This is a genomic window from Paenibacillus sp. SC116 (genome assembly GCF_024733555.1).
Lineage (GTDB): Bacteria > Bacillota > Bacilli > Paenibacillales > Paenibacillaceae > Paenibacillus_B.
The window spans coordinates 301,848-314,449 of the sequence record NZ_JANIOF010000003.1 but is presented as its reverse complement, the minus strand read 5'-3'; the positions used below and the strand labels follow the sequence as shown (position 1 = coordinate 314,449).

Below are 12,602 nucleotides of genomic sequence, written 5' to 3'. Positions count from 1 at the left end.
TCACTAGCATCCTCGGTGCGACTATTACGGGTGGTACCTTGTCCGCGGTTGGCAACCTTCTGAACGGTACTATCACTAGTGTGCTTGGGGCGACCATCACGGGCGGTACGTTGGCTGCCGTCAATAACATCGGCACCATTACTAGCATCCTCGGTGCGACTATTACGGGTGGTACCTTATCCGCGGTCGGCAACCTCCTCAACGGTACCATCACTAGTGTGCTTGGGGCGACCATCACGGGCGGTACGTTGGCTGCCGTCAATAACATCGGCACCATTACTAGCATCCTCGGTGCGACTATTACGGGTGGAACCTTATCCGCGGTCGGCAACCTCCTAAACGGCACTATTACTAGTGTGCTTGGCGCCACCATTACGGGCGGTACTTTGGCCGCCGTCAATAACATTGGCACCATCACTAGCATCCTCGGTGCAACGATAACGGCAGGTACCCTTTCCAGCGTAACTTCTATTTCGCAAAAGAGCTTCGTGGAATCATCTATCTTGAATGTCCAATCATCATCTACAACTTTCGCTCCACTGCCAGCCGTAACAACAAGCGTATTAGGTGTCTATTCCTACTTCGTATATAACAGACAGGGAGGGTCTATTGTAACAAGAGTCGAAATTAGCGCCGATGGCACCAACTATTTTGTTGATACGAACGGAGCTACGATCGCAGCCGGAGCAGCTGATGTTGTCGTGCCTGCTAGATTTTTAAAATATACCAGACTGTCATACCGACTCGCCCTGCTTGCTGCTCCAGCTACAATTGACGTTTTTTTCAATGGGCAAGGTACCTAATAAATATCCCTCACATAATCTAATTACTAACAACGCGAAAGAGCACGTGAGCACCATGTGCTCTTTCTGCACGTGCGAAAGATGAGGTGAGAGGGTATGTTTATTTCGCATGGCAATCGGAACTTTACTATAGGCGTTCTCATACTAGCTCGCGATGAAGCAGCATTAATTGGGCCTTGCCTAGACAGTGTAAAGGAAGCTGACGTATGTCTTGTTGCCGACACAGGATCTTTTGACGGTACCTCTGAGATTGCTCTCCAGCATGGTGCTCATGTCGTTCAGCTGCAATGGAATAATGATTTCGCAGAAGCACGTAATGAGGCGCTGCAGCATATGACAACCGATTGGGTACTTGTGCTGGATGCAGACGAGCGATTAATAAGCTCAATCCAAGAAGTTCGACAATGGATTTACCACACAAATTGCGAAGGCAGCACGGTAAAAATAATCAATCGACTGAGTGAAGAAGATGTACAACTAGCTGTATGCCATCGTGCAGTAAGGCTTTTTCGACGCCGTGACAACTTTCATTACAAAGGAATGATTCACGAAGATATCGGGCCATCCATTACAGAAATATATGAAGACACAGCGTTAGCTGACAGTGCGATTACCATTGAACATATCGGCACACTTCCACAGCACATCCAACGGAAGAACAAGCCCGAACGAAATAAACAGCTGCTTCTCAAAAATATTGAACTGCAACCTACCGACGCCTTTCTGCTGTATGGACTTGGAGTCACCGCTGTTCAGCAGCAACAACTTGATGAAGCTTATCGATGGTTCAGTCTTTCTCGCGAGAACGTCGATGCCCAAGTAGCTTACCGACCTACCTTATATCGGGACACGATCAAAGTACTGCTGGCCCAACATAAACCCCATATCGCGGAGGAATGGCTGCAAGAAGCCATTTCCAGCTACGCTGAATATAGCGAACTCTATATTTTGCAAGGTCAGTCATTGTTCCAGCAAGGGTTATTGAACGAAGCCTTGCACAGCTTCCAGCATGCTCTGACAACAAGCTCCGACCACTACCACTATGTTACGGAGAACGGAAGCAGCAGCTATATTGCGCATACATGGATTGGGGAAACATACAGGCAGCTTCGCCAACATGGTGAGGCACTAAAATCCTTCAACGCTGCACTTGTGGATCACCCTCAATATGAGCCAGCACTTCACGGATTCATCGCTGCTGCTGTGGAACTCAATGTATCAGAAGAAGAGGTTACCGCTCATATCGAATCGCTATGGAAAGAAATTGAATTCCCTAGCGCTGTTATACTCGTTCGTGTTTACAAACAAGCAGGCTATCACCATTCACTTGCCCAATTGTGTGTCAATCGTTTATCTACACCGCAAGCTATTTATGGATTAACCATCGCTTGGATTCATAAAGAACGATATGCCGAGGCTAATGGAATGCTGCACCATCTCCTGCAAACGACGCGATTACATGATAATGAGCGCAGACAGTTGGAAGATTGGCAAGCGATCTGTGCATGGCAATCTCACTTGCAAGGCAAACCAACTCTCGTCAACAGTGACAACTGGGAGCCAGCCGTGCGCGAAGCCTATAAACTGCTGACGAAGTCCAGCCCGTCCATGGCGAGCGGTAAAGCATATATTCATAAGTATACCGTTGATCATACGGAGCAATCTGCAGAGACTAACCAACATAAACGCGATTTCGATGAGAACGGGGATACAGCTCATTTTGAAGGAAGCCAGCACAGCGAGATATACAAAGTTCTAGACCGATGGATAGAGCTACTGCGAGATGAAGCACTTATTCAACCACTCCAAAAATGGGCGTTCCATGACGGAGATCGAGATTTGTATTGTGCCAAAGCTTTGTACGTTGCTGGTGATATTTACAGCTCAGCGGAAATCTTACTCAAAGCGATGGCGGAACAGCGGCTTGATGCAGAGGGAGCCATGCTGCTAGGTGAGCTGCTTATGCAGAAGCAGCACTGGCAGGAAGCACTCGACTTGCTGGAAGGAGCCCGACTGCTGCACCAAGAGCAAGAAAAAATAGATCAAGACGTGGCCGCGAGGCTTGATCGCATGTTAGCTCTTACGTATGTTCGGCTGTCTGAACATTATTTGCAGCAAGCGATTGCACTTGAGCCCCAACAGCAAGCGTGGGAAGAACAGCTCAGGGTCATTCGTCTAGCCATTGAGCAATTATCAGTGACACCTTGGGAGCTGCCTCGAACAACCTTGCAAAGGAGGAACATCCAACTTGTCCAGAGTGAAGCTGTCCGTCTGTCTCATCGTTCGGAATGAACAGCGCCTGCTGCCAGATTGCCTGCACAGCATACGACAAGTAGCAGACGAAATTATCGTGGTCGATACGGGTTCGACTGATCATACGATAGCTGTTGCGAAGCAGGCAGGTGCAGTCGTCCTCGAAATGCAATGGAACGACGATTTTGCGGCAGCTAGAAATCTTTCGTTGTCTCAAGCAACAGGCAAATGGGTCCTTATTCTCGATGCAGATGAACGCCTCGCTGCTGAAAGCGCCCCACTACTCCGCAAGCTGGTAGAGGGAAACGATCCTTACGAAGGTTACTTTTTAAGGGTTGAGCATGTAATGGGAGATGGGCTCGATCCGCTACCAATGACGGTCAACCCGCTGCTTCGGCTGTTCCGCAATCGAGAGGCCTATCGTTTCGAAGGCGCGATCCATGAACAAATTGCACCTGTCATTATACGTGAGCAGCCCACTGCCGTGTTCGCTTTCACGCCGATCCGCGTGCATCATTTGGGATACCAGCCGCAGATTGTCAGCAGCAAAGACAAGATTGCTCGCAACATCCACATGCTAGAACAAATTATTGAAAAAGAAGGGCGACAGCCGTTTCATTTGTTTAATCTTGCTGTCGAGAAATTGAGACAAGGCGATGATACCAACGCCCTTGCCTTGCTCCGTGAAGCACGTGAGATTACACCTTTGTCCGCTTCGTTTACCCATCTGATGATAAAAATAGAAGCTTGGACATGTGCAAGGATGGGAAAATTAGATGAAGCTGTTCGATTATGCACGGCTGGCATTGAAGACTTCCCTGACTACACAGATCTCCGCTTCGCGTTGGCGGTGTACTACGACGCCATTGGCAATCGCCGCACCGCCATCGAGACGATGCGCGAGGCAGCGCGAATTGGCACGCCTCCTTCGCATTACCATACCGAAGGAGGCGTGGGCACCTTTCGCGCCCATATGCAATTGGGCGCGTGGGCGCTTGAGGCGCGCGCATGGAGCGAAGCTGCGCTCGCCTTCGACGCCGCATTGGAGGCGGAAGGCTGCCCGGCAGCAGCATGGCTCGCCAGCGTGCGCTTGCACCGCGTCTGGGGCGACCTGCATGCGCTAAGCGAAGCTGCGTCGCAATGGCTGCAAACGCAGCCGCAGGCGCTCCGTGATACATTGCTGAGCGCGGCACAGCATGGCGGCGGTTCACCACTCGAAGCACCTCGTGCCTCCGCTGCCACTAACGCTCCCACTGCACCTATCGGCAGCCGCGATACGCTACAGACAAAGCCAACTGCTGCCTCAGCTGTATCATCAGCTTCATCAGCAGCTAAGAAACCCTCGCGCACATCTGCTACCGTTTCTCTAGCTGATCTGCTTGCTGACAACAGCAGCAGCGGCTTATCAAACCCGCCAAAACAAAAACAGCAAGCGCAAGCTGCCGCGAACAACACTCCTATTGCACTTGCCCTATCCGCCTTATCTAAAGCCGATATCGCGTTAGCAAGATTGCAGCAATATTCTTGGCATCGCACTTCAGCGGCTACATCACGCCTTTTGCTCCCTCTTTATGCATTGGCACTTTCAGCCCAAACAAAGGAGGCATCCACAACATGACCACCCCATTTTTTCCTGTCACTTTATGTGTCATCGTTCGAGATGAGGAGGACGTGCTGCGACGCTGTCTACAATCTGCGAAAGATTTCGTCGCTCAAATGATCGTTATCGATACCGGTTCAACGGATGCCTCCCCTGCAATTGCACAGGAATGTGGTGCTGCCGTTTATCACTTCGAATGGCAAGATGACTTTTCAGCCGCACGCAATGCAGCCATCGAAAAAGCTGAGCAGCCATGGATTTTAATGCTTGACGCTGACGAAGTCATAGATAGGGAAAGTTGGAAAGAGAAACAAATGCAAGCTATCTTTACACAACCGAACGTCCTTGGCTGTTTTGTACGGCTTGCCCATTTAACTCACTGCTGGGACAATAATCTCACCCATAGACCAATCTGTAGTGCCACCGATATGGCCTGTCGGCTGTTCCGCAACGATGCCCGACTTCGTTATGCAGGACGCATTCACGAAGATATCACTGCTTCTATTGAAGCTGTATCATCCGAAGCTATATGTTGGAGCTCTTTCGCAATATGGCATGATGGCTATACGGCTGAGCGCATTCAGAACAAAGATAAATCAGCACGGAACCTGCATATTCTCCATTTACAATTAGAAGAGGAGCCGCTTAACCCATTATGGTGGTATGCATATGGGACAGAATACTTCCAGTCAGAACGTTATGTAGAAGCTCTGCCATGGCTGCTGCGGGCGATTACTTCTTTATCCAAGCAGCCTCGATTGCCAGGCTATGCTTCTGACGTATGGCTCAAAGCTGTCTATGCCTACTATTCGCTTCAGCAAATAGACAGCGCTGTTCGACTAGCCGAAGAAGCGATGGAGCGATTCCCATCCTTCCCAGATTTGCTGCTGCTCAGCTCAACCTTGTATGCCATTCATGGCAGATTAACAGAAGCCTATCGATGTGCTAAAGAAGCTGCTGCCTGCGGAGATCGGACACATCTATATACGAGCACAGATGGTGCTAGTACATGGAGAGCACATTGGATGGCAGCATTTCTTGCTGAGCGTCTCAGTAATTACGAACGAGCTGCATACCATTATGAACAGGCCGCCGCTCACACCACAGCACGACACTCTGCTGCTATACTTAAATCTGCTGCTGCATGGCATCGTTCCGATTGGATTTCATCCAGCCGATGGATGCGAAATGCTGCGGTAGCTTCGGAACAAACCCTACCGACAGTTACTCTTTCTGTTGCACAAGCTCTAGCTGCTTCCGTCCATTCCTCTGCCGCAGCGCAACTCCTACCATCTGTACCCGCCCTACAGGGCACAGCTAGCATTGATTGGGCCTCAATCACCCGCTACTTCTTATACGATGATACCTAGCTTGACATCCTAAGAACAGGATGTTATATTCACCTCATATTCAAGATAATTATTTTCGAGATATATACAAAGGCGGTTATATATTATGCATGAAAAGAAATCAACAAAAGATTACGGCCCTGAGGTAGAGCAAGCACTTAAACTACTCGTTGTCTTGTCTCGCGCGTCACGTTCCTTAATGGAAGTGTCCCAACAAGACATTAAACGATACGGCTTAAACTTAAGTGAATTTGCTGTGCTTGAGCTTCTTTATCATAAAGGGCCTACTCCTATTCAACAGATTGGCAATAAAGTTCTGCTTGCTAGCGGCACAATGACTTATGTTGTGGACAAGCTCGTAAGTAAAGACTACATCATTCGTAAGCAATCCGAGCAGGATCGCCGCGTCATCATGATCGAACTGACACCTACAGGTGAAGAAGTGATTGCTTGCATTTTCCCAGAACATGCTCAAACTCTACACGATCGGATGAGTCACCTTACTAATGAGCAGCAGCAGCAGCTAATTCAGCTATTGAAGCTATTAGGTCAGCCTGACACAGCATCATTGAATTAGGAAGCTTTCATTGCCAACCATCTTGCACGAAAGAGATGTGTAATGAAAGCTTTTCTGAAAATGGTTATCGGTAACTTATAGGGCAAACGGTACAATAAAAAACTGCCTCCGCTCAGGGTGACCCTAGATCGGAGACAGCTGTTATTATCATCTAAGTAATTTGTTCATGAAAGAATACGAGCTTCTAACGTTTGCTCGATCTGAAAACCACTACCCGTTTGCGGCAACCAGTTCCCTCGTGTCCGCAATGAGCTGTGATGCATCATTGTTATTTGGCCGAGGAATGAATGTATGACCACTCTTAGTCACAGATGCCAATTGATATGGCAAACATAAAGGTACACCCGTACGCGGGTCTGGCACGATGTCAGCTTCGATACCAAATACTTGACGAAGAACGTCCTGCGTAACGACTTCCTGTGGCGATCCCTCACAAATAACAGTACCTGACTTAATGGCAACCATATGCTGAGCATAGCGAGACGCATGGTTCAAGTCATGAACGACCATGATGATCGTGCGTCCTTCTTCTTCGTTAAGCTTATTCAACAGCTGTAGAACTTCTAATTGATGCGCCATATCAAGGAATGTCGTAGGCTCATCCAAGAATAAAATATCCGTTTGCTGCGCAAGCGCCATCGCAATCCAAGCGCGCTGACGTTGGCCTCCAGATAACTGATCGACAGGACGATCATGGAATACGGTAAGCCCTGTCACTTCAATTGCCCATTGGACAACCTCACGATCTTCCTTTGTCATGGAGCCGAAGCCTTTCTGGTGCGGGAAACGCCCGTAGCTAATCAACTCCGAAACCGTCAGACCTTCAGGCGCTGTCGGGTTTTGCGGCAAAATAGCCATCTGCTTCGCCACTTCTTTCGTAGACTGTTCATGGATAGAACGTCCGTCCAATAGAACATTTCCTCCCGATGGCCTCATAATACGAGACATCGTCTTCAAAATCGTAGACTTGCCTGAGCCATTGGAACCAACTAATGCCGTTATTTTTCCCGTTGGAATGGATACATTTAAATTATCCACAATTACCGTATCATTGTAGCCGATCCGAAGCTGTTCTGTACGCAATCTCTCCACTGCGCCCACTCCCTTTTTACAAATAAATTACCTTTTCTATGCCAACACTGATCGTAGTTGAATTCGACATCCGACGTTGTATCCGTTCATTTTCTCAATTGATAATGATTATCAATGATAATATCACTAATCTTTAGTTATGTCTATCCCTCACCAGAAATATACAAATTGCGTCATCGAGACAAGCAAACAAAGCAAAAGGATTGCCAACAGGTTGATCCTGTCAAGCAATCCTCTGTTAAACCATCATAAACACTAACCGGGTATCAACACCCATTCGCATTATACCTTACCGAAAAAAATCTTGATTTGATTACGAAGAGAATTCACAACAATACCAAGCAACGTTCCGATTACAAGTGCGATAAGAGAAATGGATATGCCGAACATAGCCGTAAACCCATCACCTGGATTGTCACTGTCCGTTTCGACCAGACCCCCTAGTAAAGGAACCAGAAAGACATAAAGAATCATGTAAATGAAAAATGCGGAGAACGATATGATTAGTTGTCTCCACTGCCCCTTCGAAACGAGTGAAGTAGCAATGAAGTTGACTGTAATAAGTGCAAACAAGACAATGGTTAGATCGAAATTTTCATACGTATACAGCTTTTGAATAAAGAGAAGTGTTAGGACCATATGAACGAGAGCCGGCAGGCTTCTTATTAAAACAGATCGCAGTTTATGGATAAGCATGTGTGACGTCGCCCTCCCTCTATGGACATCTACATATTTAAATGTTGCGTGAAATTCATCTCTCGATTGAAAGCCAGAAAGCGAGTTCCTTGGTAAGAAACCGTACCTTGGTCGCCTTCAGCAATCAAGCCGTACTCTTCAGGCTTAACTTGCAGCTCAACTCGACTCCCGTCCCGCAGTTCGAACGCCACATAATGCTGCTGCCGTATGCTTGAATTCCCTGAACCACCCGATACTTCATCTCTTTTGCCAATCACTTTGCAAACTTCCGATATCTGTGGAGCTCTATTATTCGATAGCCAGCGTGATAGCCCTGTAACAATCGCTATTAGTATCGAGCCGAAAATAAAAATAAAGATTGCGCCAAAAAACAATTTAAAACCAAGCGGTGTCTCGTTAAAAAAATCCCAAAAACCAGGCTCTCGAAAATAAGCATGCAATCCTCTGTAATTGACCATATGCTCGATTCTCCATCTCCTTTCCTTTTCGCTGCTCACTGTGTCCTAGCTACAATGGATGAGCTTATATCGGATATTACATAAAACTAGCCTGGTGAATAAGGCTTCTTACCATATAAATAATCAGCAGTATCTGCATTCATGCTTGCTCCCCGCCAGTATAACAAAATATAGGATAATATTTCCACCATTGATAAGATAATAATTGATATAGGCAGTAAACCCCTACATCTTCGCGAACCAATAAGGGTTGTCTACCGATCCACGAGCATGGTGCTTGTGATCCGAATGCTGCAAGCATAGTTCGATCTTGCAAGCCGATCATCTGCCTTAGGATTGAACAAATAATAACCACAATCATCTACTCTTAGCGTTTAATCTTATATACAACTATTAAAAAAAGGACATTCCTACAAAGTTACACCATAGTATAGTAAGGAACGGGTATTTCCATCTCGAAGCGAGTCTAGCAAATTACAATTTTGCACAAAAGTTTGTTATGATAGCAGTAGAATTATAGGGCATCCAGCGATGCGAATTTAAGGAGGATATTATGTTAGCAACCGATCATCGCTCACAAGAAATGTATTCGATCTGGCTAAACGATCCGCATATTGATGCGGCTACGAAGCAAGAGCTTCAAGCGATTGCTGGTCAAGACAAGGAAATTGTGGACCGCTTCTATACAGAATTGCAATTTGGCACTGGCGGTCTGCGTGGAGTTATAGGTGCAGGCACAAACCGCATGAATGTATACACAGTAGGTAAAGCCACTCAAGGATTGGCTCAATATTTGAACGCTACAGCGGATACACCTTCTGTTGCAATCGCATACGATTCTCGTCATTTCTCACCTGAGTTTGCACTTGAAACTGCTCTTGTACTTGCAGGAAACGGCGTAAAAGCATACGTATACGAGTCGCTGCGCCCAACACCGCAGCTATCGTTCACTGTACGTCAATTGCAAGCAAGTGCAGGTATTGTCGTAACAGCAAGCCACAATCCTCCAGAATATAACGGATACAAAGTATACGGTGCAGATGGAGCACAGATTAATCCTGATACAGCCGCTCAAGTAATTGGTGAAATTCGCGGTATTGCGTCACTAGCTGATGTAAAGCGTCTCACACGTGAAGAAGCAGAAGCACAAGGATTGCTAGTTTGGTTAGGCAAAGATATGGACGAGGCGTACATAAGCGCTGTCGCAGCTGTTAGTCAAAACCCAGACGTCATTCGTGAAACGAGCAATAACTTCCGCGTCTTGTTCACTCCACTTCACGGCTCAGGTAATCTACCTGTTCGCCATGTGCTGGAGCGCATCGGATTTAGCCAAGTCCGTGTAGTCCCTGAGCAAGAACAACCAGATGGAAGCTTCCCTACGGTCAAATCACCTAACCCTGAAGAGCGCGAAGCATTTGCCATCTCCCTTGAGCAAGCTCAAGCTTGGGATGCTGACATTATTATGGGCACAGATCCTGATGCTGACCGAATGGGTGCTGTCGTCAAAGACGGAAATGGACAATATGTTGTACTGACAGGGAACCAGTCAGGTGCCCTAATGGTGCATTATGTGCTGGATGCTATGAAGAAAAATAATACGTTGCCAGCAAATGGAGCTGTTATCAAGACAATTGTAACGAGTGAACTAGGCGCTTCCATCGCTGAGTCGTATGGCATGACTGTCCTTAATACGCTAACGGGCTTCAAATATATCGGAGAGAAAATGACGCAGTTCGATGAGACTGGCGAGCACACTTTCCTCTTCGGTTATGAAGAGAGCTACGGCTATCTAGCAGGCAACTACGCACGTGACAAAGACGCTGTCATCGGTGCAATGCTCATTGCTGAAGCTGGTGCATACTATAAAGCGCAAGGCAAGACACTGTATGATGTTCTGCAAGAGCTGTATGTGCAACATGGCTATTACTTGGAAGGCTTGCAATCCCGTACGCTTAAAGGTGTAGAAGGAGTTGCAGTTATTCAAGGCATTATGGAAGACTGGCGTGCAAATGTCCCTGCTGAAGCAGGTGGCGTATCTGTTGCCAAAGCAGAAGACTACGCGCTTGGACTCTATGATCTGCCAAAAGAGAACGTGCTTAAATACCATCTCGCAGACGGCAGCTGGTTCTGCCTTCGCCCATCTGGCACAGAGCCAAAAATTAAAATGTACTTCGCGGTAAAAGGCACTGACAATGCAGATGCTCAAGCTCGTCTTGAGCGCGTAACGAACGATGTAATGGCTCGTATCGATGCATTCGTCGCTGCACGCAGTGAATAGTAAGTAACAAATATGCACTCATACAGGTTATCACCAAGCCAAGTCGACCAGCATCTCGCTCGTCAGCTTGGCTTTTTTGCGACTAGCATTAACTGCACTCATTTCATTCAGCCCATTACTATACCGCTTAAAATTGTTACCCATATGCAAGCCGCTCCGCAACTGCAATCTTTTATGTATGGAATCTGCTTCTGCGCTTGCCTACATCCACAAATAAGTTCATACTTAACCTATATGTATCAAGCAACACTGAGTCATTTTGACTCTATTCTAAAATATTGAATTTCATCGTATAAAGGAGACCTCGACATGCAGCAAGAGACATTAGAGCTATTCCGCACGCTAACTGAATTCCCAGCCGCTCCTGGCTTTGAGCGTGATCTCCGAGCACTTGTTAAAGGAGAAATTAGCAAATACACAGATGAAATCATTCATGACGCGCTTGGAAGCGTATTTGGCGTTATGCGTGGTAATGAAGAAGGTCCTCGTGTCATGGTTGCTGGACATTTGGATGAAGTCGGCTTTATGTCAACGCAAATTACAGACACAGGTATGATTAAATTCACTACGCTTGGCGGCTGGTGGGGAAAAGTTATTCTCGCTCAGCAAGTAGATATTATTACGCCAAACGGCCCAATTCGCGGGGTTGTCGGTTCTATTCCGAAGCATTTGCTCGATGAAGCAACGGCAAACAAACCTGTTGATCCTAAAGTGATGTATATTGATGTGGGCGCAGACGACCGTGCAGAAGCTGAAGCGGCAGGCATTCGTCCTGGACAACAAATTGTTCCTGTATGTGAGTTTACGCCGATGCTGAATCCGAAAAAGATTATGGCTAAAGCATGGGACAACCGTTACGGTGTCGGACTTGCCATCGAGTTGTTGAAAGAGCTTCATCGCGAGAAAGCTCAGTTGCCTAACATTCTATTCTCCGGTGCTACCGTACAAGAGGAAGTTGGTTTGCGCGGAGCTCGTACAGCTGCGAACTTAATTCAACCTGACATCTTCTACGGATTGGATTGCAGTGCTGCAAATGACATGACAGGCGACCGTAATTCCTTCGGTCACTTAGGCAAAGGCGCGCTGCTTCGCATCTTCGATCCGACGATGATTACACATCGCGGTCTTATCGAGTTCGTACAGGATATCGCCGATACGTACAAGATTCCGTATCAATACTTCGTATCCCCTGGCGGCACAGATGCAGGGCAAGTACACTTAAGCGGCAAAGGCGTACCATCAACGATTATTGGTGTTGTTGGACGTTACATCCATACGCCAGCATCCATCGTTCATACAGATGATATCGATGCGGCTAAGGAACTGCTTATCCAACTCGTTAAACATACGGACCGCACGACATATAACACGATCGTTGAGCGCGCGTAATTTTGAAACCATGTGCAATTGCATGAACAAAGATTGAGCTTACCTATATCTATGTGCAATAGCATCTTTTTCTTATGAACTATGATTTAGATCGAAGATCCATTTCA

10 protein-coding genes are annotated in these 12,602 nt (G+C 47.0%); 7 read left to right on the top strand and 3 right to left on the bottom strand.

From position 1 onward, the window contains the following. Positions 1–248 precede the first annotated feature (248 nt). From NQ117_RS15565 to NQ117_RS15545, 5 genes are all read left to right on the top strand, one after another. On the top strand, positions 249–803 hold the full coding sequence (locus tag NQ117_RS15565) for a DUF6385 domain-containing protein (protein WP_258278941.1): 555 nt from the start codon (positions 249–251) through the stop codon (positions 801–803). Positions 804–899: 96 nt separating this feature from the next. Then, positions 900–3,095 carry a glycosyltransferase family 2 protein gene (locus NQ117_RS15560; RefSeq protein WP_258278940.1) on the top strand — a complete coding sequence of 732 codons (2,196 nt, stop codon included), beginning with the start codon at positions 900–902 and terminating at the stop codon, positions 3,093–3,095. Then, on the top strand, positions 3,061–4,674 hold the full coding sequence (locus NQ117_RS15555) for a tetratricopeptide repeat-containing glycosyltransferase family 2 protein (protein WP_258279064.1): 1,614 nt from the start codon (positions 3,061–3,063) through the stop codon (positions 4,672–4,674). Before NQ117_RS15560 ends, NQ117_RS15555 begins: the two co-directional genes overlap by 35 nt. Continuing rightward, positions 4,671–6,026 carry a glycosyltransferase gene (locus tag NQ117_RS15550; protein WP_258278939.1) on the top strand — a complete coding sequence of 452 codons (1,356 nt, stop codon included), beginning with the start codon at positions 4,671–4,673 and terminating at the stop codon, positions 6,024–6,026. Before NQ117_RS15555 ends, NQ117_RS15550 begins: the two co-directional genes overlap by 4 nt. A gap of 85 nt (positions 6,027–6,111) precedes the next feature. Next, positions 6,112–6,582: a MarR family winged helix-turn-helix transcriptional regulator gene (locus NQ117_RS15545; protein WP_258278938.1), complete on the top strand. Its 471-nt coding sequence runs from the start codon at positions 6,112–6,114 to the stop codon at positions 6,580–6,582. 210 nt (positions 6,583–6,792) lie between these two features. Here NQ117_RS15545 and NQ117_RS15540 read toward each other — a convergent pair whose 3' ends face one another. The 3 genes from NQ117_RS15540 to NQ117_RS15530 form a co-directional block, all read right to left on the bottom strand. Further along, entirely contained in the window at positions 6,793–7,674 is an 882-nt protein-coding gene (locus NQ117_RS15540; protein ID WP_258278937.1) for an ABC transporter ATP-binding protein, read from the bottom strand. A gap of 282 nt (positions 7,675–7,956) precedes the next feature. Continuing rightward, positions 7,957–8,370: a hypothetical protein gene (locus NQ117_RS15535; protein WP_258278936.1), complete on the bottom strand. Its 414-nt coding sequence runs from the start codon at positions 8,368–8,370 to the stop codon at positions 7,957–7,959. 29 nt (positions 8,371–8,399) lie between these two features. Then, positions 8,400–8,828 (bottom strand): DUF2500 domain-containing protein, encoded by a 429-nt coding sequence (locus NQ117_RS15530; RefSeq protein ID WP_258278935.1) that lies wholly within the window; start codon positions 8,826–8,828, stop codon positions 8,400–8,402. Positions 8,829–9,381: 553 nt separating this feature from the next. Here NQ117_RS15530 and NQ117_RS15525 point away from each other — a divergent pair. Together NQ117_RS15525 and NQ117_RS15520 are read left to right on the top strand one after the other, a co-directional pair. Then, positions 9,382–11,106, top strand: a complete 1,725-nt coding sequence (locus NQ117_RS15525) for a phospho-sugar mutase (protein ID WP_258278934.1) — start codon at positions 9,382–9,384, stop codon at positions 11,104–11,106. A 309-nt stretch (positions 11,107–11,415) separates the two neighbouring features. Further along, entirely contained in the window at positions 11,416–12,495 is a 1,080-nt protein-coding gene (locus NQ117_RS15520) for a M42 family metallopeptidase (protein ID WP_258278933.1), read from the top strand. Positions 12,496–12,602: the final 107 nt, after the last annotated feature.

Coding starts and splice junctions, on each gene's coding strand:
- NQ117_RS15530 (WP_258278935.1), bottom strand. CDS start 8,828: ATGGTCAATTACAGAGGATTGCATGCTTATTTTCGAGAGCCTGGTTTT.
- NQ117_RS15545 (WP_258278938.1), top strand. CDS start 6,112: ATGCATGAAAAGAAATCAACAAAAGATTACGGCCCTGAGGTAGAGCAA.
- NQ117_RS15525 (WP_258278934.1), top strand. CDS start 9,382: ATGTTAGCAACCGATCATCGCTCACAAGAAATGTATTCGATCTGGCTA.
- NQ117_RS15535 (WP_258278936.1), bottom strand. CDS start 8,370: ATGCTTATCCATAAACTGCGATCTGTTTTAATAAGAAGCCTGCCGGCT.
- NQ117_RS15560 (WP_258278940.1), top strand. CDS start 900: ATGTTTATTTCGCATGGCAATCGGAACTTTACTATAGGCGTTCTCATA.
- NQ117_RS15550 (WP_258278939.1), top strand. CDS start 4,671: ATGACCACCCCATTTTTTCCTGTCACTTTATGTGTCATCGTTCGAGAT.
- NQ117_RS15520 (WP_258278933.1), top strand. CDS start 11,416: ATGCAGCAAGAGACATTAGAGCTATTCCGCACGCTAACTGAATTCCCA.